The sequence below is a fragment of the Flavobacterium piscis genome (genome assembly GCF_031457575.1).
Taxonomy (GTDB): Bacteria; Bacteroidota; Bacteroidia; order Flavobacteriales; family Flavobacteriaceae; genus Flavobacterium; species Flavobacterium piscis_A.
Genome location: NZ_JAVDWQ010000013.1, coordinates 85,624 through 110,662, shown reverse-complemented (window position 1 = coordinate 110,662; position 25,039 = coordinate 85,624). Strand labels below are relative to the sequence as shown.

14 protein-coding genes are annotated in these 25,039 nt (G+C 35.7%); 9 read left to right on the top strand and 5 right to left on the bottom strand.

Annotated features, from left to right (window positions below; genetic code table 11):
* Nucleotides 1-23 precede the first annotated feature (23 nt).
* On the top strand, nucleotides 24-200 hold the full coding sequence (locus J2W48_RS17325) for a histone H1 (RefSeq protein ID WP_078228205.1): 177 nt from the start codon (nucleotides 24-26) through the stop codon (nucleotides 198-200).
* Between the two features lie 103 nt (nucleotides 201-303).
* Here the strand turns inward: J2W48_RS17325 and J2W48_RS17320 are convergent, their stop codons facing one another.
* The 4 genes from J2W48_RS17320 to J2W48_RS17305 form a co-directional block, all read right to left on the bottom strand.
* Complete coding sequence (locus J2W48_RS17320) at nucleotides 304-1,623, bottom strand: right-handed parallel beta-helix repeat-containing protein (protein WP_310282948.1); 1,320 nt, start codon at nucleotides 1,621-1,623, stop codon at nucleotides 304-306.
* 254 nt (nucleotides 1,624-1,877) lie between these two features.
* Entirely contained in the window at nucleotides 1,878-3,383 is a 1,506-nt protein-coding gene (locus J2W48_RS17315) for a rhamnogalacturonan acetylesterase (protein ID WP_310282947.1), read from the bottom strand.
* A gap of 9 nt (nucleotides 3,384-3,392) precedes the next feature.
* Nucleotides 3,393-6,260 carry a glycoside hydrolase family 2 protein gene (locus tag J2W48_RS17310; protein WP_310282946.1) on the bottom strand — a complete coding sequence of 956 codons (2,868 nt, stop codon included), beginning with the start codon at nucleotides 6,258-6,260 and terminating at the stop codon, nucleotides 3,393-3,395.
* Between the two features lie 22 nt (nucleotides 6,261-6,282).
* Nucleotides 6,283-7,662 carry a rhamnogalacturonan acetylesterase gene (locus J2W48_RS17305; protein ID WP_310282945.1) on the bottom strand — a complete coding sequence of 460 codons (1,380 nt, stop codon included), beginning with the start codon at nucleotides 7,660-7,662 and terminating at the stop codon, nucleotides 6,283-6,285.
* A gap of 222 nt (nucleotides 7,663-7,884) precedes the next feature.
* Between J2W48_RS17305 and J2W48_RS17300 the strand changes: the two genes are divergently transcribed.
* The 3 genes from J2W48_RS17300 (at nucleotide 7,885) to J2W48_RS17290 (ending at nucleotide 15,923) form a co-directional block, all read left to right on the top strand.
* Complete coding sequence (locus J2W48_RS17300) at nucleotides 7,885-11,514, top strand: DUF4450 domain-containing protein (protein ID WP_310282944.1); 3,630 nt, start codon at nucleotides 7,885-7,887, stop codon at nucleotides 11,512-11,514.
* 87 nt (nucleotides 11,515-11,601) lie between these two features.
* Nucleotides 11,602-13,797, top strand: coding sequence for a hypothetical protein (locus tag J2W48_RS17295; RefSeq protein WP_310282943.1), 2,196 nt, complete (start codon nucleotides 11,602-11,604; stop codon nucleotides 13,795-13,797).
* A gap of 275 nt (nucleotides 13,798-14,072) precedes the next feature.
* Nucleotides 14,073-15,923, top strand: coding sequence for a rhamnogalacturonan lyase (locus tag J2W48_RS17290; protein ID WP_310282941.1), 1,851 nt, complete (start codon nucleotides 14,073-14,075; stop codon nucleotides 15,921-15,923).
* A gap of 271 nt (nucleotides 15,924-16,194) precedes the next feature.
* On the opposite strand, the gene J2W48_RS17285 is transcribed toward J2W48_RS17290, so the two are convergent.
* The gene (locus tag J2W48_RS17285) at nucleotides 16,195-17,235 is read right to left on the bottom strand and encodes a GntR family transcriptional regulator (protein WP_310282939.1); all 1,041 of its coding nucleotides are present in this window, start codon (nucleotides 17,233-17,235) and stop codon (nucleotides 16,195-16,197) included.
* A 384-nt stretch (nucleotides 17,236-17,619) separates the two neighbouring features.
* Here J2W48_RS17285 and rhaT point away from each other — a divergent pair, with 384 nt between their 5' ends.
* The 5 genes from rhaT to J2W48_RS17260 all read left to right on the top strand — a co-directional run bounded on the left by rhaT (nucleotide 17,620) and on the right by J2W48_RS17260 (nucleotide 25,001).
* Nucleotides 17,620-18,669, top strand: coding sequence for an L-rhamnose/proton symporter RhaT (gene rhaT, locus J2W48_RS17280; protein ID WP_310282937.1), 1,050 nt, complete (start codon nucleotides 17,620-17,622; stop codon nucleotides 18,667-18,669).
* A gap of 26 nt (nucleotides 18,670-18,695) precedes the next feature.
* Complete coding sequence (locus J2W48_RS17275) at nucleotides 18,696-20,837, top strand: bifunctional aldolase/short-chain dehydrogenase (RefSeq protein ID WP_310282935.1); 2,142 nt, start codon at nucleotides 18,696-18,698, stop codon at nucleotides 20,835-20,837.
* A gap of 218 nt (nucleotides 20,838-21,055) precedes the next feature.
* Entirely contained in the window at nucleotides 21,056-22,330 is a 1,275-nt protein-coding gene (locus tag J2W48_RS17270; RefSeq protein WP_310282933.1) for a sugar isomerase, read from the top strand.
* Between the two features lie 158 nt (nucleotides 22,331-22,488).
* Complete coding sequence (locus tag J2W48_RS17265) at nucleotides 22,489-23,850, top strand: FGGY-family carbohydrate kinase (protein WP_310282931.1); 1,362 nt, start codon at nucleotides 22,489-22,491, stop codon at nucleotides 23,848-23,850.
* Nucleotides 23,851-24,269: 419 nt separating this feature from the next.
* A complete protein-coding gene (locus tag J2W48_RS17260; protein WP_310282930.1) occupies nucleotides 24,270-25,001 on the top strand; it encodes a (Fe-S)-binding protein in 732 nt (243 codons plus the stop codon).
* The last annotated feature ends 38 nt before the right edge of the window (nucleotides 25,002-25,039 follow it).

Here is a 25,039-nt window from a genome sequence, read left to right as displayed (position 1 = left end):
TACTTAATTTAACATATATAAGCATGAAAGATCTATTAGTAAAAATCAACGCCGAACTTGAAACATTCAAAACTGAATCTGAATCATTATCTGAAAAAGGTGTTAAAGCAGCAGGAGCAAGAGCCCGTAAATCATCTTTAGAAATTGAAAAACTTTTAAAAGAATTCAGAAAAGTTTCTATCGAAGAATCAAAAAAATAATATTTGCATTCAAAAATAAAGCCTCGTTTAAATTACTTAAACGAGGTTTTTTTATGGATTGTCTTGAGGATTAAATAAGCTTTCGTAACCAAGTTTAGATAAGCTATTGTCTTGACTCAAAACAGCCTAAATCTGGGCTTTTTCCTTTAAAAGAAAACCCGGTATCTATTCCTGCATCAATCAAATTACTTGAAGTATTGAGCCTTAGAAAGGGTGTCTCAGGAAGGCTTCCGTCTGCTTTTCGGGGAGCGGTTAAAGATGACTCATCCAAACTTAAAAAATCGGCATTTGTAATCGTAAGATTGAGGTCAAAATAATTATTTTTTAAAGTACAGGCAGATTTGTCAATATTGGTTATTTCTGTATCTGTAGCAGCATAGCCCAGATTATTGCTCATTACATGCCCCCAACCCGGGACATCTTTAAGATAATCCGCTTCGGTAGCAGTTTTTCTATTTAACAGATTATAGTTTCTCTTATTTCGATATGCAGTGTTGTTGAACCAATTGCTTCCGTTTAAATGATGGTTAGAATAAAAACCACTTTGTTTATTGCCCACAGCGAGACAAAACTGAACGGTATTTCGTGGTATCGGATTTGGTAATTTGTTTAGGGGGGTATCGCTGTAGCCACCTGTTTTAAATCCATTTCCGTCAGCACGGCTTTTAAAGCCTGTAGAGTATCCGTTGTAAAAAGCCCAACAATTATCAATCAAAACAGGCTCGGCAGAATTAATTAAATCAAAGCCATCATCGCTGTTAAACCAGGCCCGGCATCCTCTAAAGATATTGTTCTTATTACCTGCAGGGGCATGGCAGCCAAAGCCATCCGTATTTCCTCCCTTTCCGTTTTCAGAAACAGAATCCCAATTTCGGTAAGCATCACAATTTAAAATTAAGTTATTAGAACCTTTTGAAATGTAAACACCAATTGCCATATTATCATACATCTTTATTTGTTCCAGTGTATTGTTGCTTCCCTGAATTTCAAAACATTCGGATTGAGTATGTTTTTTTATGGTTACCTGAATTTCAGTCACTTCAATACCTTTAATTATAACATTACTTCCATTGATAAAAAATGCTGTTACACGGCGGTTTTCAGGCTTAATATTGGCATAATTGAAAATAGGTGTTTCATTAGGAAAAGCCAAATAGCTAATGCCGTCTTTGTCAAGTTTGGTTACAAAAACCCAAATTTTATAATATTGTGCTATCTGTTCTTCTCTCATTTTATAGACACCACCTCTTATATAAACAGTATCTCCGGATTTCGCTAAAGCCTGGGCTTTTTTTATCGTTTCAACCGGACTCTTTATGGTACCTGCATTGATATCCTTACCATTTTGAGCAACATAGTATACTGCAGAATAAGCCAGAAAATGACTTAGTAAAAAGGCTGAAAGTAAAAGTTTGTGTTTCATGCTCATTCAGTTTTTTGATTAATGATAATTTCAAAAACATTTATGGACTGAAAGTCTATAGATTTGGCTGGCTGACTGAAAGCCTGCAAGGTTGTCACACTATTTTATCAGCCACAAATTACACATGACATTTAATTAGCACTAATTAATTTGTGAAAATTTGTGTAATTTGTGGCTGATATTTTTTAAAAACTATAGCAAAATATACTAAAGTACATAGTTGTAAACCATACCTGAGACCAACAAAAGTTTCTCTATTTGGGAATCTCAATATAGTCTTTAAGTCCGCAATCTTTTATTTTTTTGAGACTCTCGGCTACAGCAAGCGCATTAAAAGCAGCTCCTTCAGCTCCTGTGTGTGTGTGATCTTTTGGAAAAAATAGTTTTACTTTTTCTTTACCCAAAGCTTCATATTTCAGGGCAACAATTTCATTTAGATCGATATAAAAAGCACCTTGGTTTTCAGCGGCTGTTTTAGACCATTTTCCATAAGAATCATTTCTGCGTTCTACCTTACCATTTGGCCATTCGTTTCTTGGTGTCTGGCTTAAAACAATCGGAATGGTACCTTTTTCTTTGGATTCTTTAATGAATTCTTCCATGTACCAGCCAAAAGTGTGGACGGTTTCAGTTAAGCTGTCCCGAACTACCTGTTGTGTTTCATCACCATTTCCCTTTAATGAACCTCTGAATTTTTCCTTATCAACTGCTCCGGCATCATTGTGACCAAACTGAATCATAACAAAATCGCCTGGTTTTAATTCATTTTTCACCTCATCCCATAATCCTTCTTTGGTAAAAGTTCGGGTACTTCTTCCACCTCGTGCTTTATTGAGAACTTCAATTCTGGTGGTATCGCAATATTGAGGAAATGCAACTCCCCAGCCCACAGCATTAGGATTATTGCCGTTGTTTGCCATTGTAGAATCTCCAATTAAAAACACTCTTTTTTTGGCTGGAAGTACAATTTTAGGATCTTTTAAAATATATTTTTTTAAAGAGTTTTTACTGGACTTCAATTCATTGATAATTAACGAGGCCGCCAGCACAGCACCTTTTGCAGAGGGATGTGTATGGTCTTTTTTATAGAAATATGTTCCGGTTACTTTTTGTTCACCCAATTTTTCCATTTCAACAGCCATTTTATCATTCAAATTGATAAAAGTTACTTTTTCTTTTTCTGCAATTTGCTTAGCCCATAATCCATAAGAGGTATCATTGCGCGGTACTTTCCCTTCCTTCCAGTCATTTCTTGGAATAGGGGAACAAATGATCGGAATAGCGCCTTTTGATTTGGCTTCGCGAACCACTTTCTGAATGTACCATCCATAAGTATGTACCGTTTCGTGTTTTTTCGTCAGGATATTATCAATTTCCTCTGTTTCATTTCCGATTCCTTTGATAGTTCCTCTCGCACGAAGGCTGTCATTTAATGCTCCGTTATCATTATGTCCAAACTGAATTAGTACATAATCGCCTTTTTTGAGTTTATTCAAAACCGCAGTCCATAAACCTTTATCCTGAAAAGTTCTGCTGCTGGTTCCGCCCAAAGCGTGATTTTCGATATTGACTTTCGTCGTATCCAAAAACTGACCAATATAATCTCCCCAGCCCCAGAGTCCACCAGTTCCGTCACCTCTGCCATTTTTTACGGTTGAATCACCGACAGTGTAAACAGTTGGCTTGTCTTTTTGTTTTGTAGTAAAATTGAAAAATAACAAACCTAAAAATAGTATTGTAATTATTTTAATCGATTTCATAATCTAAATTTATTTTTCAGATGAAGTTCTAAAATCAAACCATAAATTCATTTTTATTCCCTCATCTCCACTTTTGATACGAATATTGGTTGGCTGACTTTCAGGCCCCTGATGTTCCAAAGGTTTGAAGTCTCTCATCGCCGGAATTTCATACATAAAAGAGATATCTCCTTCCGGAAATGCAGGCTGTGGATAACTGCCCGGGAAACCATTTTTAGGCAAATCAGGTGTAAACAATCTCAAAAATAAATTATCAGATTCACTGAAAACTTTAAACGATGATGCGCCCGCTTTTAAGTTGGCTCCTAATAAGTTGGCATGATAACCTTTAAACTCCGGATAAATCAGGTTTTCAAAACTTTCACCTGTTATGGTGGTGTTGTAGTCCTTCTCCCAGAAACCGTATGTAGTTCCTTTTAATCTGTTTTTCCAGACATGGTAAGGACCTTTTCCAAACCATTTAATCCCAGTTACTCCTTTTTCAGGAAAACTAAAAGTAATTCCCCACGAATTTATTTTATCTTCAAAAAAAGCACCGTCAAAACCATCTCCGCCTGATGCATTTTTAAGGGCTATCAATTCCATTTTAAATCTTCCATCCGGTTCCATTGTCCATTTTATTGAGGATAATCCTCCGGAATAAGATACTTTACAAACTGCCTTGTCACCTTCCTGTGAAACCTGAATGTCCTTCAATTTAGCTTTCATTCCAATTGGGCGAGGACCCTTTGTTAACGGAATAGTTGATATACCATTTTTAACAGAAGTAATTTCTCCCGTTGAAGCATCAAAGGCTACCGTTACGTCGCTTCCTTTTAAAGTGATTTCATTGCCTGATTTTATTCCTGAAGCTTTTGTTTTTGTATTTTGAATAGCTAAGAATTTTTCAGCATAATATTTTGCTTTATGAATAGGCCATGTCCAGGTATAAATTTCTTTATTGAACTGATCGTAAGCTGAAATCGATAAAATATCACCTTCAGCAAAATTATTAGGAACAGCAAATTGAATTTTGCGTGTTTCTCCCGGATCAATACTCGGAATTTCAATTTTACCTGAACTAATTTCTTTTGAGGTTCCGTTAGAGTAAAGCACATTTTTATCAGATTGTAAAACCTTAAATTCCATTTTGCAGGAATTCAGATTACTGAAAAGATAATCATTGGTAATTAAAAAGGATCCGTCAAAATTTGGATTTACCTGTTTCGGCTGAAACTGAATGGGTGCCCAGACTTCTTTTACGGTATAATAACTACCTTCTTTTTCACGATGAGGGCCTAAAATTCCATCGGCAGCCAAAGAACCTTTTGAGTCAAATTTTGCATCACCCGTCCAATCAGAACGAAGTACGGCTTCGTCTACCATCGCCCACATGAACCCTCCTGCAAAAAGCGGACTTTGTTTATAACGTGTCCAGAAATCTTCCAGAGCTGCCCCGTGTCCGTTGTCGTAGGTTCCGTGCATAAATTCGGTTGGGAAAAATACGTTTTCTCCATTGTTGAAACGATGCATTCCGGTTAAATACGTTGGATAATGATGCGTATCCCAGCCATTAAAATCGGCCCAAGGATGAATCACGATTCTTTTTTGAGGATCATTATCTTCAAAGACTTTATCAACGTTGTAATTCCATCCGCCTTCGTTACCATTATCCCAGATAATTACCGAAGGATGATTCACATCCCGAACCACCATTTCAGTTACTAATTTGGTTCCGGTTTCAGTATCGTAAGCGTTTTGCCAGCCCGCTAATTCATTCAAAACAAAAAGACCCAAAGAGTCACAAACCTCCAGAAAGTGCTGATCTGGCGGATAATGTCCGCGAACAGCATTCATATTCATGTCTTTCAATAATTTTACGTCTAATTCACTGATACGTTTGCTGGTACTTCGTCCGCCTTCCGGCCAGAAGGAATGACGGTTGATTCCTTTCATGATAATTTTGGTACCATTTACATAAATTCCGTCTTGTTTTTTAAACTCTAAAGTCCTGAAACCAATTCGTTTATCATATTTGTGAATGATGTTTCCATTTTGCTTTAAAACCAGTTCAAGGTCATATAAATTTGGGGTTTCCGGATTCCATGGTTTGATGTTTTTCCATTGAGCTGCAATTGATTCCTTTGTGCTTTTTGCTTTAATAGGGAAAGAAAAAGTTTGAAGATTTTCACCGCTTAAAGTTTTAAGTGTAGCTTCTAAAGTTGTAGTTTTCGAAATATTTTTAAGATCCAGGTCAATTGTAATCGAACCGTCCATTTTTGGATTTACGGCAATATGCTGAATATTCGTTTTAGGAGAAACTTCCAGCCAGACCGGACGATAAATTCCGCCAAACAGCCACCAATCCGCTTTTCTTTCGGCTGCATTAACGGAGTTGTTGGCAGAATGCTTCCAGACATGCACTTCTAAAGTATTTTTAGAACCAAATTTCAACAGCGAAGAAATATCATATTTGAATTCATAAAAACCTCCCTGATGAATTGGTCCCGCCAGTTTTCCGTTGATTTTTACCTCAGTATCGGTCATTGCTCCTCCAAAAGCAATTAGAATGTCTTTATCTTTATAATTGGCGGGAACATCAAATTCATATTTGTACAAACCTTCTTCTTTGCTCGGTTCTTTTTGGTTCAGTTCTTTGTACCATCTTCCATACGTATATTCGCCAAAACCTTCCAGTTCCCATTGCGAAGGAACGTTTATTTTTGACCAGGTTTTGCTGTTGTTTCCTCCGGTACAGTAAAAATCCCATTGTACGGGATGTTCAAAATCTTTTCCTGAAAGATATACTTTATCAGTTTGCTGAGCCTGGCTATTTTGATAAGAAAATAATGCAAAGGCAGCTATAGCAAAGTTTTGGATTGTGTTTTTTAGTAGCATAAAAAGATTATTTCTATAATGGTTAGTTACCATCTGGTTTAGTAATTTCGTAACGATCACTCATAGGAAGTGTCCAGTCTGAAAAGTAATTTGGTTTCTTTGGATTATAATTTGGAACTTCTTTTTGAATTTGTCTTTTTAACGGAATGTCAAGTTCCCGGATTCCTTTAACAACACAAAGCGCAATTTCGTTGGCTCCAAAACTATTAAAATGCGTATTATCTTCCAAAGCTTTTTCCTGTCCGGGAAAAGTATTGGCAGGATATTGCACAAAAGCTTTTCTGGAAGGTTCATCGCCCCAGGCCTCGTATAATTCGGTTGTCATTTTTGTGATATCAATAAGCGCTACATTATTTTTTTGTGCCACAGCACGCATTGCAGCAGGAAATTCGCCATGTGTTTCATTTAAAGTACCATTTTCATTAAAAGAACGGCGTTGTGTAGGTGTTACCAAAACCGGAATTGCTCCTTTATCTTTGGCAGATTGAACAAATTCAGCCAACAGAGTAGAGTAGGAACCCCACGCCCCGTTTCCTTCACCTTTTATTTTTTCGTCATTATGGCCAAATTCCACAAAAAGATAATCTCCTTTTTTAATTAGAGAAAGTATCTTTTTTAAACGATTTCCACCTTTAAAAGAACTCAGTGCAGAACCGGAAACTGCATAATTGGCTACTACAACATTTTCATCAAAGTAATTTGTAATAAACTGTCCCCACGAAGCCCAAGGCTCAACATCCTGATCGGTAACAGTAGAATCCCCGGCTAAATAAACGACTGTTAGATTATCTTTCGGAGTGATTTTAATGCTTTGAATATTGACATCACCTAAAAATTCCAATGTAAGTTTGTCATCCCAATTCAAAATATCTTTTTCACGATCTTTAAGGGAAACATTCAGACTGTCATTAATTCTTGGAGTCCTGACATTAACGTTAAAAATTTTCGTAGCAGTTTTCCCTTTTTTGATAGAAAGCTGATTCAGCATTAATCTTCGTGATTCTGCTTTTATCGTAATATTTGATTGTTTTTCGGTGCTTCCCATGCCCACTTCAATCTGGTAATTTCCTTCTGGAAGTTTCACCGAGAAGTAAGTTGGTTTCGCTGTAGAAAAGGTATTCGAATTCATTTTTACATTGGAAGCCGAATTAAAATCAAAACCATAGCCAGTAGCAGCATCATAATTCAAAGCATTGTTTATCAGTATCCCTTTTTTGTTTTTTGAAGTATTTCCAAAATAAAATAGTTGAGTTTCAGTATGGCTTGTTGCTGCATCCTTATCATTAACTTTAATGAAAGAATTATTCGGATTACTTATATAAGTATTAAAATTTAAAGCAAATAAATTCACCTGCATCACACAACAAAAAATAATACAAAGAGAAATTTTAATTTTTATCAAGTTTTTTTATTTTAAATTATACAGAATCAAAACTAACGGTTCTGTTTTTATATACTATCCTGTACTATGATGTTAAAAAAATGAAAGAATATAAATTATGATATCATAAAAAATCAGGTAGGTACAGGATGCTATACCACAAAAAAACAATGAAATTGCGTTTAAATTATCAAAATAAACAAGTACTGGCTAATTATACTTGCTTTCTGATTATCTAAATTTATGAAAACCAAAAACTCCATTATTCAAACACTGATTGGCTTATTACTGTTATGTCCTGCTCTTATTTTTGGACAGGAAAAAGAAGCGAACCGTAAAATACATTATGCTCCTGAGGGCAATAGTTTTGTTTTAAAAAATGGTAACCGAAAATTCAACAGGGCGCTTTATGGCTCTAATACAGGTTTTAGGGTAGAAACCGGAGATTTGCCTGAATTTGCGATGTATATGCCTGGAATGGGTGGGAATTTTAAATTAGGTGTGGTAAATGGCAAAGACAGCAAATGGATTACAGAAGCTTCAAAAATTGATACAAAATACGTGTTGGGCACCATGCATTATGAAATCGAAGATGCTATTTTAGGAAACGGAAAGTTAATTATTGATGTCGTTGCGTTAAAAGAAAAAGAAGGTTTTATTGTAAAAGTATATGGTCAGAATGTGTCAAAAAATGTTAGTATAATTTGGGCGTTTGGCGGTGCAACAGGCAAAAAGTTCAGTCGTGACGGTGATATTGGCGCAGACCCCGAATCGGTATTTTATCTACAGCCTGAATATTGTTTAAATAATAAATACACTTTAAAAAAGCAGTCTTTTTTATTAGAATATGGTTCTGAAACTAACAAACAGAAAACAGGAAACAATAAGAGTCTTTTTGGGTATTATCCGGAATCACAAACGAAATTAGCAAATGCCAGACACCAAAAAACACCATTAGAATTGTACTACAGTTCTAATCCGGAAAATTTGACACTCATTACAGGAAAAAATACTGTTTCAAAAAAAGAAATGTACTGGCTGTTTGCAACCGAAGATTTAAAATCAACTGTTTCGCAAAAAGAGATAGCGAAATTATATGAAAAATCAGTTCAGGAAACTCATGTTTTAGCCAATAGAATTAAGGTAAAAACTCCTGATCCTTACATCAATACTTTAGGGTCAGCGCTTTCGATTGCAGCAGACGGAATTTGGGAAAGTCCTGCATATCTTCACGGTGCCATCGCGTGGAGAATGCATCTGAATGCCTGGCGTGGTGCTTATACTGCAGATCCTTTAGGATGGCATGATCGTGCGAAAACACATTTTACGAGTTACAGTAATTCGCAGGTTACGACTCCCAAAAGCGGGCCTGTTGTTTTTGATACCGTTCGAAATTTTGCCCGTCAGAAAGAAGTTTTGGGAACCTCTATGTTCAGTAGCGGTTACATTAGCCGTAAGCCAGACAATAATACAATTGCGCATCATTACGATATGAATCTGGTTTTTTTAGATCAGATGCTCCGACATTTTAAATGGACTGGCGACACTTCGTTTATGAATGAAATGTGGCCAACGATTCAAAGGCATCTGAACTGGGAAAAACGAAATTTTGACCCGGACAATGATGGTCTTTATGATGCCTATGCCTCAATTTGGGCAAGTGATGCTTTGCAGTATAGTGGAGGCGGTGTGATTCATTCTTCGGCTTATAATTATTATGCGAATAAAATTGTAGCTGAAACGGCAAAAAAAATCAATAAAGACGAACTTCCGTTTGCTAAAGAAGCAGATAAAATTCTAAAGGCGTCAAAAGATCAGCTGTGGATTCCGAAAAAAGGGATTTTTGCCGAATATAAAGATGCTCTTGGAAACCGATTATTGCATGATGTTCCCGGGATCTGGAGTATCTATCATACAATCGATTCAGAGCTGTCTAATCCGTTTGAGAGTTATCAGATGCTTTCTTATATAGATAATCAGATTCCACATATCCCGATTTCGGCAGAAGGATTGGATAAAAAGAACCTTTACATGATAAGCACAACCAATTGGCAGCCTTATACGTGGTCAGTCAATAATGTAGCTTTGGCAGAACAATTGCATACATCACTGGCTTTTTGGCAAGGCGGGCAAACAGAAAAGGCCTACACCATGTGGGAAAGTGCCTTAATCGAAAGTATGTATTTAGGTGCGTCGCCCGGAGGATTTGAACAGCTAATGTATCAGGATGCTATGAGAGGTGAGTTGTATCGTGACTTTGCAGATCCAATCGGAATGGCTTCAAGAACCTTGGTAGAAGGATTATTCGGAATTCATCCTGATGCTTTGGCAGAAGCTTTAACGATTCAGCCCGGTTTTCCGTCAAAATGGAATCATGCAGCATTGGATATTCCGGATGTTGCCATTGATTTTAAAAGAGAAAACAAAACTGATTCCTATTATGTTGAAAATCGATTTGCACCGAAAATGAACCTGAAATTGGTTGTGAACGCCCCATATGATGACATAGAAACTATTACAGTTAATGGGAAAACTGTTACCTGGAAAGCAATTTCGGAGAGTATCGGAACTCCGAAAATTGCAATTGAAGTTCCTTATGCGGCTGTTTTTGATGTCAAAATTAACTGGCAGGGAGATGTTTTAGAGGAAGTACAGTCAATTATACCTTCAACAGCCGGAGAATCTCTTGCGATCACAACATCTAAGGCAGAAATAGTTTCGGTTTATGATCCGCAATCTATTCTGGGTGAAATTTCAAAAAACAATAAATCCTATCAGGCAATTGTTTATGGCAGTAAGTCTAAAACCTTTTTTGTTCAGTTGAAACAAGGTAATTTATTATGGTGGAAACCTGTCGAATTGGATTTGAAACCTAAAATAGAATCCCAAATCATTCAGTCAAAAAATAATAATGTAGAAATTTCCCTGAAGAATAATTCGGAAACCAAGATTGAAGGAAATGTAGTTTTTGATACTTCCGCAAAAGAAAATCAGCAAAAGATTGCTTTACACGCAAATCAAAAAGAAACTCTTAGCATTCCTTTTCAGAAATTAGTTCCGGGGACTAATAATTTTTCTATTCAGACGGATTCAAGTTCCAAAAAAGAAATCACTTTTACGAACTGGGATATTCCATTTAATGCTTCAAATAAAACTGAAACGGTTTCCTTTTCTTCTTTTTTTAATTCGAAAGTGACTGATGTTTTCAATCAAAAATATTTATCTCCAAGACCGCAAACAGTAACTTTACAGCTTCCAACAAACGGAATTGGAAATTGGTGTTACCCAAATGTGTCGGTAAATATTGATGATTCAGGATTGCGCGAAAAAGCTAAATCAACCGGAGAAATTTCAACTCCATATGGCTTCTCTTTTAAAACACCTTCTGATGAAAATCAGAAAAATATAATCTTTACATCGATGTGGGATAATTTCCCCGAAAGTGTTAGTATTCCATTAAACGGAAAAGCTTCGCATATTTATTTTATGGTTGCGGGAACTACAAATCCAATGCAAAGCCGTATTGTAAATGGTGAAATCAAGGTTAATTATACAGACGGAACATCGGAAATTTTGCAATTGAAAAATCCGGAAAACTGGTGGCCAATCGAGCAGGATTATTTTGTTGATGGACTGGCGTTTACCACTGATGCTCCAAAACCGCCAAGAGTATATTTGAAATCGGGAGAAATTTCGAGAACTTTTAAAGATTTTAAGTCTATAAAAGGTTTTTCAAATTATGGAGTTGATGGCGGAGCTGCAACGATTTTGGATTTGCCTTTAAACAGAAATAAAACATTAAAAAGTCTTACTTTGAAAACTATTGCAAACGATGTAGTGATTGGTTTGATGAGCGCTACTTTAATTAGATAACAATCAATATCAATGGCAATATCAAAAATCAATTTCAATGTTAAAAAATTAATGTCAATTCAACTTCAAAATAATGTTAATTGCTATATGAAAAAATTACTATCTGTATCCTTCTTGGTATTATCTTTTTCTGTTTTTTCCCAACAAAAAATAGACAGAAAAGCATTGGTAACAAGACATAATGTCCAAATTACTGCAATAGATACTTTAGCTTCCTTAACGGTTGGTAATGGTGCTTTTGCTTTTACGGTTGATGCGACCGGTTTACAAAGTTTTCCGGAAAAATACCAAAACGGAATTCCGCTTGGGACACAATCGGAATGGGGTTGGGACAGCTATAAAAATACCGAAAATTATAAATTCTCTGAAACTTTGAGAGAGGTAGATCAGTATGGTCGTAAGATTTCGTATTCAACACAAATTAAAGAACCTGCACGAAAAAAAGAAGCAGTAGAATGGTTTCGTCAGAACCCGCATTTATTGCAATTGGGAAATATAGGTTTTGAAATCACCAAAAAAGATGGCAGTTTGGTAAAACCGGAAGATATTAAAGCTATTAATCAAAAGCTGAATTTATGGACAGGAAAAATTGAGAGCTATTTTGAGGTGGAAGGCACTCCTGTGAAAGTGATAACGGCTTGCGATCAGACAAAAGATGCTTTAGGCTTTAAAGTAGAATCGGATTTAATTCAGCAAGGCCGTTTGAAAATTCGTGTTCGAATCCCTTTTCCAACAGGACTATGGGGTGATATGGGGACGAAATGGGAAGAAAAACAGGATGTAACTATTTCTGCGGTTGCTATTGCGGGGACTGATATGGGGAAAAAATGGGGAGGAAAACAAGATTATAAAAGCAATCTGAAAATCAAAAATAAATCAGAAGCTACAATTACACATGTAATGGACAGTATTTCGTATGATATTAATTTGAAATGGAAAGGCACTGCATCGATTAAAGAAAAAGCAAAACATTATTTTGTTGTAGAGCCTTCAAAAAGCAATACAATCGAATTGAGTTGTTCGTTCGTTCAAACGGATAAAAACAAATCTGTAATTCCTTCTTTTGAAGCGATTGAAAAAAGCAGTATCGCTGGTTGGGCATCCTTTTGGGAAAGCGGTGCAGCCGTTGATTTTTCAGGAAGTACAGATAAACGTGCCAATGAATTAGAAAGAAGAGTAATTCTTTCGCAATATCTGACTAAATTACAATGTAGTGGAAAAGTTCCGCCACAGGAAACAGGATTGACATACAACAGCTGGTATGGAAAGCCACACTTAGAAATGCATTGGTGGCACGGTGTACATTTTGCGCTTTGGAACAGGCCTGAATTACTTGAAAACAGCCTTCCGTGGTATCAAAAAGTTTTTACAAAGGCTAAGTATATTGCGAAAAGACAAGGTTTTGAAGGTGCAAGATGGCAAAAAATGACTGATTATGATGGTAATGAAAGTCCATCTTCTGTCGGGGCATTCCTGATTTGGCAGCAGCCGCATTTTATTACCTACGCTGATTTGATTTATCAGGCAAAACCAACAACAGCAACTTTAAATTTATACAGCGAGCGTGTTTTTGCAACCGCTGATTTCATGGCTTCTTTTGCAAATTATGACCCTAAAACTGATCGTTATGTATTAGGGCCTGGCGTGATTCCGGCACAGGAACGTTTTAAAGCAATTGAAACTTTTAATCCAACGTATGAATTAGCGTATTGGAACTGGGCTTTGAAAACCGCCATTGCCTGGAAGAAAAAATTAAATCAAAAAGTGCCTGAAAAATGGGAAGATGTTTTGAAAAAATTATCGCCATTACCAATTGCGAAAGATGTTTATCTGGCTACAGAAAGTGCAACTGATTCGTATACCAATCCGGAATTTAAAACCGATCATCCTTCAGTATTAGGAACCTTCGGAATGCTTCCTGAAACGTCGCTTTTGGATAAAAAAATAATGAAAAATACCTTTGATCTGGTTTGGGATACATGGTCATGGGATAAAACATGGGGTTGGGATTTTCCAATGACAGCAATGTCTGCCGCCCGTTTGCAAATGCCTGAAAAAGCCATTGACGCCCTTTTTATGAATGTGGTAACCAATACGTATTTGAAAAACGGACACAATTACCAATCGCAAAGACTGACGCTTTATCTTCCCGGGAACGGAGGATTACTAACCGCTGTTGCGATGATGTGTGCAGGGTGGGAAGCAAATACGACAGAACATCCTGGTTTTCCTAAAGACGGGACATGGAAAGTAAAGAGTGAAGGGTTTAAGAAGATGTTTTAGTTTTTTGTCATTGCGAGGAACGAAGCAATCTCATCCAGAGAGCGACGAACTGCGTGGATTCAGCACATGAGATTGCTTCGTTCCTCGCAATGACAAGATTGCCCATATTTACTACATAGTTTTAATTATTTCACGCAGATTTAAAGGGATTTAAGCAGATGTCATATAGATTTAAATCTAAAAGCTTTGCAGTAAAGAAAAAAGAATAATCTCTTTAAATCTGCCTAAATCTATTTTAAATCTGCGTGAAACTTTATAACCTCAAAAAAACAATTATGAAACATAGAATTTTACTCCCCTTATTGTTTTTATCCTGTTCAATATTTGCACAAAGACAAATGGAAAACTTAGACCGTGGCGTTATTGCCATAAAAAATAATGATCAGTTTTTTATAAGCTGGCGTGTTTTAGGAACTGATGCTGATGATTTGGCTTTTAATTTATATCGAAAAAGTGGTACAAAAAAAGCAATCAAACTAAATGAAAAACCTATAACCGGAGCGACTAATTTTCAGGATACAAAAGCAAATGCCCAGGAAGCAAATACCTGGTTTGTGAAAACAGTTTTGAAGGGAAAAGAAAAGGATGCCAAAGGAAGTTTTACAATTCCGGCTTCAAGCCCTGATAAAGATTATTTATCAATTCTAATAAAACCGGTTGAAGGGTACATTCCGAATGATCTTTCGACAGGTGATTTGGATGGTGATGGAAGGTATGATTTGATTGTGCACATGACCGGAAAAGGGCATGACAATTCACATATCGGAATCACGGATCCACCAATATTTCAGGCGTATACTTTAGACGGAAATTTTTTATGGCAGATTAATTTAGGAAAGAATATTCGCGAAGGAGCTCATTATACGCAGTTTATGGTGTATGATCTGGATGGTGACGGGATTTCCGAATTGGTTTGTAAAACTGCCGATGGTACAACAGACAGTGAGGGAAATGTAGTGGGCGATGCCACGAAAGACTGGGTCGAAAGAGATCCCAAATCGCCTGTTTATGGTAAAATTTTAAAAGGCCCTGAGTATCTTTCGGTTTTTAATGGAAAAACCGGAAAGCTGGTTGCAACAGTTGATTATATTGCAGAAAGAGGCGATCTTGCCGGATGGGGCGGACATGGCGGGAGCGGGGGTAATGATACTAAAGGAAACAGGGTGGATCGATTTACAGCTTGTGTTGCTTACTTAGACGGGATTCATCCCAGCGTGGTAATGTGCCGTGGCTATTATGGTAGAACCGTTTTGGCTGCCTGGGATTTTAAAAATGATAAACTGACTTCAAGATGGGTTTTTGACAGTAAAGATGCTGAAAATCCATATTCCGGAATGGGAAATCATGGACTTACAGTTGCTGACGTGGATAATGACGGAAAAGATGAAATCATTTACGGATCGATGTGTGTTGATGATAACGGAAAAGGATTATACACCACAGGTTTCAGACATGGTGATGCTTTGCACGTTTCTGATCTGGATTTGGATGTTCCCGGTTTAGAAGCGTTTGGAATTCATGAAATTGAAAATAAAACGACAGGTCCCGGCGTAACTTTGTTTTCAGCTGCAGACGGAAAAGTTTTGTTTACTGCTTCACCAAATGAAGATGTGGGTCGCGGCGTGGCAGATAATATTGACCCAACCCGAAAAGGAGCACAATGCTGGTGGTCAGGCTCACCATTCTTATATGATATGAAAGGAAATAAAATAGGGGATGCGCCAAAATCAATCAACTTTTTAATTTATTGGGATGGTGATACTTCGAGAGAAATTCTGAATTCAAATTATATTGATAAATATGGCAAGGGGAGATTATTTACGGCAACTGGAGCTGTTTCGAATAATGGTACCAAATCGACTCCGGCACTTTCTGCAGATATTTTAGGGGATTGGAGAGAAGAGTTGATTTTAAGATCTGAGGATAATAAGGAATTAAGAATTTACTCGACCACGATTCCAACTGATGTTAAACAATATACCTTAATGCATGATCCGCAATACAGGCTAAGTATTGCCTGGCAAAATGTAGGTTATAATCAGCCTCCACACACCGGTTTTTATATGGGAACAGGAATGGAGCCTGCACCAAAGCCTGATATTGTTTTGGTTCCTTTGAAGAAGTAAAAAAAGCATTAAAAAGTAAGTTTTGAATAGCCTCCTGCTTTAGAGGTATAATTTAATACAACAAAAAGGGCCTTAGCCAAATAAAGACAGTTGAGTTTTTTCGGCTAAAGCCAATTATTTATCCTTCGTTTATCTCCAGCAGAAGCAGGAGGTAATTCAAAAAACAGAATTGAACTCAGGTCATTAGATTTAAAGGTTTCCCACAGATTTAAAAAAAAATATTTTCTAAAAAAAACTTTGAACCATTATGCCCTGAATCTCTGTACCTTCTTTAAATCGAATTCCTGTCAATAAAATTAAAAGGCACTTTTACTTCTCCTTTTTCCTTGTTTAAGATCATTTGGGCAGCAGTTTCCCCCATTACATTAAAATCAGTAGACATAACGGTTATTCCAAGCAGTTCTTTTAAAGGAGTATCGTTATAAGAGATTACTCCAATATCCCGGCCTAAAACATATTCTTCATCCCTGATTTGTTTTACTAAATCAACCAGGTCAGATTCTTCGATAGTAATAAATAAATCTCCTTTTTTAAGAATCATGTCGTCATAAACTTCATTCAGAATTTCAAAATTAATCTCATGTTCTACACAAAATTTTCTAAAACCATGTAAAATTCTTCTAGGATAAGGATATACGGCTTTTTCAGGGTATACTAAAATTAACCTCTTGTATTTGGCTATTTTAGAAAGTCCTTCTTTCAGGGCATTGTAAATGTCATTTTCAAAATCCTGATAAATTTTGATAACCTCATTTCCTAAACCAATCTTTATATTATCCATGATAACTAACTTTTCCTGAGGTATTTTCTGTATGGCTTTAATAACATCATCGGTAAAACTTAAATGTTTTAACTCGTCTGTTTTAAAATGGGTAGTAATGACATAATAATCATAAGCCCCTTCAAATTTATCCAACAGGTTCAAAAATAAAGTTTCATCGCAATGGTAAATATGTAAATCTACATGGGCATTTGCTCCCAATGTATTAATAAATGAGCTGTACGTTTTCATTTTGTAAGCGCTCAGTTTATTAAACAGAAACAGAATATTGACTTTTGATTCTAATTTTGTTCTGGTAATATAGTAGCCTTTTCCTCTAATGGAAGAAATGATTTTGCGCTCCTTTAGTATATTATAAGCTTTCTCAACCGTATCCCTGGACATATAAAATTCCTCACTAAAGCTATTTATTGATGGAATTTTTTGATTGATTTTCAAGTTACCGTTGGCAATATTTTGCAAAATTGAATCTACAATCTGCTTGTATTTTGGAATCCTTGAATCTTCATCTATTTTAATAAGTTTAATCATTTTTGTTTAGCTTGTAATTATACCGAAGCTTTTCGGAAAATAATTTTGAATTTATAATTTTAAAAAAGACTTATGAAAAACCTGTTAAACAGGCTCTTTGATAATTTTCTCACAAAATATCTAAATTAAATAAGGCTTGTTTTATATTTTTGCTGATTTGCTGATTTCAGATTAAATAAAGATGTAATAATTGCGAAATCGATTGCTAAAATAGAAATTTTAAATTTATATTTTAGCAACATACACATTCTTCTTTATATTAATCTTCGGTTTTAACATATTTGTAAAAATTATACAAGGATAGTACAGGATAGTTTTGTTTTTTACATTCTCTTATTTTACAAAGCAGTTTAACAAACCAATTAACCAAATCAAAATTATTAAATGGAATCATTACTCGGAATTATTTTTCACTCCATAGGAGGCTTTTCTTCAGGTAGTTTTTATATGCCTTTCAAAAAAGTTAAAGATTGGGCCTGGGAAAGTTATTGGATTATAGGAGGTTTTTTCTCCTGGTTGATTGTACCGCCTATAGCTGCTTATTTAACGATTCCAAATTTTGTTGAAATCATTGCTGCCACATCTCCTGCCATCAAAACATTTACCTATTCGATGGGATTAATTTGGGGAATTGGTGGTTTGACGTATGGTTTAGGTGTTCGCTATTTAGGAATGTCATTGGGTAATTCAATTGTATTAGGATTCTGTTCTGCCTTTGGAGCTTTGGTTCCATCAATTTATTATAATTTTTATCCAACAGACGGAAAAATTTCCTTCACAGATATGCTTGCAAGTACAGGTGGGCGTCTGGTTCTGCTAGGTGTTCTGGTTTGCCTTATCGGAATTGCAATTTCAGGAAAAGCAGGAATGCTTAAAGAAAAAGATTTTGCAGTAGGACATGAAAATAAAGACAGGGATTTTAATATTACAAAAGGACTTATAATTGCAATTGTTTCAGGAATATTGAGTGCTTTCTTTAATTACGGAATAGAAGCCGGAAAACCTATGGCAGAAGCCGCTGTTGTTTCAGGCTGTAACCCTTTGTTTCAAAATAATGTTACCTATATAGTATTGCTTTGGGGTGGATTAACAACCAATTTTATATGGTGTATGTATCTTAATTTCAAAAATAAAACTTTTGGAAATTATACTGATACCAAAACGCCAATTTCAAAAAATATACTTTTTTCAGCTATTGCAGGTACAATGTGGTTTTTACAGTTTTTCTTTTACGGAATGGGTGAAAGTAAATTAGGAAATGGGGCCAGTTCCTGGATCTTACACATGTCAACCATTATCCTTACCGCAAATTTCTGGGGTTTTTACCTGAAAGAATGGACAGGTGTATCAAAAAAAACCTTCAATACTTTTCTTTTGGGAATTGGATTAATAATGCTTTCGATTGTTTTGGTCGGAATTGGAAATTCATTATAACTACTAATCAAATTAATTTAATATAAATGTCAAATATAAATACAAACAATATGACTTTTCAGCATGTAAGCTATCTTTGGGATGATGCTAAAGCTGCAGCACTGGCAGGAGATGAAGTGGCTCTTTTTATCTATCGCTCTAATTTATTGGGAGCCGATTTAAGACTGACAAATTATGGAGGAGGAAATACTTCTGTAAAAATAACAGACAAAGACCCATTGACAGGTGCAAGCTCAGAAGTAATGTGGATAAAAGGTTCTGGTGGAGATATCGGAACATTGACAAAATCTGGTTGTGCAGCCCTTTATTTAGACAGATTACGTAATCTTGAAAATGTTTACAAAGGTATTGAGTTTGAAGATGAAATGGTAGAATTGTTCAATCACTGTATTTTTGATCTGGCTTCTAAAGCCCCTTCGATTGATACACCATTACACGGTTTTTTACCGTTTAAACATATTGACCACCTGCACCCGGATGCTGCTATTGCTATTGCTGCAGCAAAAGACGGGGCAAAAATTACAGAAGAATTATTCAACGGAGAAATCGGTTGGGTAGGATGGCAGCGTCCGGGTTTTGACTTAGGGCTTCAATTAAGAAGCTGTCTGGAAGAAGCTGCCAAAAAAGGTAAAAAATTACGCGGAATCATGTTAGGATCACATGGTTTATTTACGTGGGGGGATACTGCTTATGAAAGTTATCTCAATACTCTTGAGGTGATTGAAAAGTGTGCTGAATATTTAGAAAGTAATTACGGAAAAAAACGCCCTGTTTTTGGAGGTAAAAAAATAGAAAGCCTTCCGGAAGCCGACCGTAAATTGAAAGCAGCAAAAGTAGCTCCGATTTTAAGAGGTTTTTGTTCCTCAGAACGCCAAATGATTGGTCATTATACGGATGATGCAAGAGTTTTGGAATTCATTAATTCAAATGACTTGTCAAAATTAGCTCCGTTAGGAACATCTTGCCCGGATCACTTTTTACGTACTAAGATCAGTCCATTGGTTTTAGAATTAGATCCAAACGAAGATTTATCAGATGTAGCTGCTATAAAAGCAAAATTGACTCCGGCTTTTGAAGGGTACAGAACGATGTATAAAGACTATTACAATGCATGTAAAAAGTCTAATTCACCAGCGATGCGTGATCCAAATCCAGTAGTGATTTTATATCCCGGAGTTGGTATGTTTACGTTTGCCAAAGATAAAACGATGGCCCGTCTGGCATCAGAATATTATGTGAATGCAGTAAATGTAATGAAAGGGGCAGAAGCAGTTTCTGAATATACTTCATTGCCACATCAGGAAGCTTTTGATATTGAATACTGGCTATTGGAAGAGGCAAAATTACAGCGTATGCCAAAACCTAAAGCACTTTCAGGAAGAGTAGCCGTAATTACCGGTTCAGCCGGTGGAATTGGTAAAGCTATTGCTAAAAGATTTGCCGAAGAAGGAGCCTGTGTAGTGATCAATGATATTAATGAAGAGCGTTTAGAAGGTGCTAAAGAAGAATTTATCAAATCATTTGGAAAAGATGCTGTTTCAAGTACCTTATTAAATGTTACTAATGAAAAAAGTACTGAAAAAGCATTAGATGCTGCCTGTTTAGCATTTGGTGGTGCTGATATTATTGTAAACAATGCAGGTATCAGTATTTCAAAATCAATTGCTGAACATACTCTTGAAGAGTGGGACAGATTATATGATATTTTGGTTAAAGGACAGTTTATTGTTTCAAAGGCCGGAATAGAAGTAATGCGCAAACAAGGATTTGGCGGAGATATTGTAAACATCGTTTCTAAAAATGCTGTTGTAGCAGGTCCAAATAATCCCGGATACGGTTCTGCAAAAGCAGCACAGGCGCATTTAACACGCTTGATGGCTGCTGAACTGGGTGCTGATAAAATTCGGGTAAATACAGTTAACCCTGATGCTGTTATCTCAGATTCTAATATCTGGTCTGGCGGATGGGCAGAAGGCCGTGCAAAAGCATATGGCATTACGGTAGAAGAATTACCGGCTTATTATGCCAAACGCACATTATTGAATGAAATTATATTGCCTGATGATATTGCAAACGCCTGTTTTGCATTTGTAGGAGGCCTGTTGAATAAATCGACAGGAAATGCCCTGAATGTAGACGGTGGAGTAACAATGGGCTTTTACCGATAAGTTTGTTTAGTTTTTTTTAAGTTTATTTAACAAAGTGGTTTTTGTTTTCTAACGTTCGATTCTGTCGGACGTTAGATTTTTTATGACAATTCTATTTTATAAATAAATTTCCTAAACACATAAAAAATAAACAAAAAAGTATAAAAAAGTAACGTAAAACAAGGGTTCAGTTTATAGAAATAGTCCTATATTGTAGACCCTATTAAAAAGAAATAAGTATGTTAATTCAATCAAACACTATAGCATCTCATAATGATGGTTTATTAAAAAAACATCAGAATAAATTAGTTTTTACAGCATCGGAAATTGGCGAAACCGAATCCATTATTCAAAAATTAATTGACTTTCAAATCGCAATTCCATCATGGGCATTAGGAACAGGAGGAACAAGATTTGGGCGTTTTCCGGGTGGAGGAGAACCTCGCTCAATCGAAGAAAAAATTGAAGATGTAGGTTTGCTTCATGCTTTAAATAATGCTTCCGGAGCTATTTCTCTGCATATTCCATGGGATATTCCAACGGATTATAATGCGATTAAAACGCTTGCCGGACAGCACGGATTAAAGTTTGATGCCATGAACTCCAATACTTTTCAGGATCAGGCAAATGCAGAACAAACTTATAAATTTGGTTCATTACAAAATGTAAACAAGGCAGTTCGTAAACAGGCGATTGCCCACAATATCGAAGTTATCAAACACGGAATTGAATTAGGATCGGAATCTCTTACTGTTTGGTTAGCTGATGGTTCTAACTTTCCGGGACAATTAAACTTCCGTAAAGCATACCAAAATACATTAGAAAGTTTAGAGGAAATCTATGATGCACTGCCTTCTAACTGGAAATTATTTTTAGAATATAAATGTGCAGAGCCAAACTTCTATTCAACAACTGTAGCAGATTGGGGACAATCCTATTCTTATGTACAGAAATTAGGTGATAAAGCTAAAACCCTAGTTGATTTAGGGCACCACTTGCCAAACGCAAATATTGAACAAATTGTTTCGATTTTGCTGATGGATAATAAATTAGGAGGTTTCCATTTTAATGATTCAAAATACGGAGATGACGATTTAACTGCCGGAGCTTTAAAACCTTACCAGTTATTCTTGATTTTCAATGAATTGGTTGAAGGAATGGACGCCCGCGGAATGAATCATGCCAAAGATCTTGGCTGGATGATTGACGCTTCTCATAATATTAAAGATCCTTTAGAAGATTTATTGCAATCTGTTGAAGCGATTATGATTGCTTATGCTCAGGCACTTTCAGTAGATAGAAAAGCATTAGAAATTGCTCAGCAGGAAAATGATGTTGTTAAGGCTCAGGAGATTTTGCAAAATGCTTTCCGTACAGATGTTCGCGCATTGGTTGCTGAAGCCCGTTTGCGTTCAGGAGCAGCATTAAATCCGGTGGAACTATATCGTAGTCTTGCTGTAAGAAATAATTTGATTTCAGAAAGAGGATTAAAAACCATAGCAACGGGATTATAGTTATGAGTTATGAAGTTATAAGTTATAAGTTAGTAAACTATTGTTGCTTACATTGATTGTTTGATATAAAAACAAAAAATACTTAGCTTATAACATGGAACTCTTCGGAGGAAAATCATAATTTTTAATTTTTAATTCATAATTTATAATTAACTAAAATGAATGTAGTTGCAATTTTTGATATTGGCAAAACAAACAAGAAGGTATTTTTATTTGATGAAAATTATAAAATTGTTTGGGAAAAATCGGTAAATCTTGACGAAACAGTTGATGAAGACGGTTTTCCATGTGAAAATATTGAAGTACTTAAAAACTGGATCCTAGATCGATTGTCAGAAATAAAAGACCTGAACAACTATGTTCTGAAAGCTATTAATTTTAGTACTTACGGAGCTAGTTTTGTTTATATTGATGATAAAGGCAATGCTCTGACGCCTTTATACAATTATTTGAAAGAGTATCCGGAAGCACTAAAAAATAATTTTTATAAAAAATATAAAGGAGAAGAAGTTTTTGCAGTAAAAACAGCTTCTCCTGTTTTAGGAAACCTAAATTCCGGAATGCAGATTTACAGGCTAAAAGAAGAGAAACCGGAATTATTTGAGAAAGTCAAATATTGCCTGCATTTGCCGCAATACTTAAGTTTTCTTTTAACCGGTGAAGCCTATACCGACATTACAAGTATTGGATGCCACACGAATCTTTGGAATTTTAAAAAGATGAAGTATCATAAATGGCTGAAAAATGAAGGTATAAAAGATAAACTTCCACCAATTCATCCGGGAAGAGATGTCATTAAAAAAGAAAATGATTTAGCTATAGGGATTGGGTTGCATGATAGTTCATCAGCAATTATTCCCTACACAATAAATTTTACGGAACCTTTTGTTTTACTATCAACAGGAACCTGGAGTATTTCCCTGAATCCTTTTAACAATAAGCCTTTAACGTTTAAAGAACTTCAAAACGATTGTTTGTGTTACATGCAATACACCGAAAAACCTGTAAAGGCAGCTCGTTTGTTTTCAGGAAACGAACATGAAATACAAGCCAAAAGACTGGCAGAACATTTTAATGTACCGTTTGATACTTTCAAGGATGTTTATTTTGATAAAAAAATAGTATCCACTTTGAGAGCTATAAATTTTTCTATAGTTTATCCAAAGAAATACGATTTTGATATTCTTAAGGAGTGTCCGTTTCAAAAGAGGGAGCTGAATGCTTTTAAAACTTACGAAATTGGATATCATCAGTTAATGCTGGATCTCGTTGAGCAACAGGTTTTTTCGACTAATTTAGTGATTCATAACAGCCCCGTAAAGAAAATTTTTGTGGATGGAGGTTTTAGTAAAAACTCCATTTTTATGAATTTACTTGCCGAAGCTTTTCCGCATGTAGAAGTGTATGCCGCTTCAATGGCACAGGCTAGTGCTTTGGGCGCAGCATTGGCGATTCATCAAAACTGGAATCCTAAACCGATACAGAATGATTTAATTGATTTGAAATTTTACAAGCACTGATTTGGATTAAAAATTGAGAATTAAAAATTAAAAACCTGTTACATCTGGGTAAAAATAGATGGACACAGATTAAAAGATTTATATGATTTTTGTTTTCATTTTTGAGTATTTTCCATTCCGAGGAACTAGAATAAGAGCTATAGCAAACTGGAGAAGCAATCTTCGCAAGTAACTTTACAAAGATTTGCGATTTTCTCTGTCGAGTTGCTTGCAATCTTTCCTTCGTCAGAATAATATAATAAGAATAAAATCTTCATAAAAAAAAGATTGAATAGAAGAATAAAATTAATTTAGCCTCGTAAAAGCACAAGGTTTTAAGTTACAGATTAAAAAAATAAAATCTGCTTAAATCTTTTTAAAATCTGCGTAAAAAAATATGACAGGCTTTATGTTTCTAAAAATAAATAATTATCCTTAATATGAAAGTTGGACTTTTTATACCCTGCTATGTTGACCAATTTTATCCAAAAGTAGGAATTGCAACCTATGAGTTATTAATGAAACTTGGGTGCGATGTTCGTTTTCCTATGAAGCAGACTTGTTGCGGGCAGCCTATGGCCAATAGCGGTTATGAACATTTAACGAAAGGCTGTGATGCAAACTTTATTGCCAATTTTTCAGAATTTGATTATATCGTTTGTCCGTCAGGAAGTTGTGTTTTGCATGTAAAAGACCATTTACATGATGATAAACAGGAAGATTTGGCTGCAACAATGCGCAAAAAAGTTTTTGAACTGACAGAATTTATTACCGATGTTCTAAAAGTTGATCACATAGAAGGAAATTTTCCACACAAAGTCGGAATGCACGTAAGCTGCCACGGGCAACGCGGACTTAAACTTTCGCAGATGACCGAATTAAATGCGCCTTTCTTTTCAAAACCGGAACAACTTTTAAGCAATATAAAAGGTTTGGATTTGGTTGCCTTAACCAGAAAAGACGAATGTTGTGGTTTTGGAGGTACTTTCTGTGTAACGGAAGAAGCTGTTTCTGTAAAAATGGGACAAGACCGAATCAGAGATCATGAAAAACACGATGTTGATTATATAACGGGTGGTGACATGTCTTGCCTAATGCATTTGGAAGGAATTCTGAAAAGACAAAAAAGTAATATAAAAACTATTCACATCGCCGAAATATTGAATTCATAGAAGAATTAAAAATGTAAATTTTTAATCATTTCAAAAAA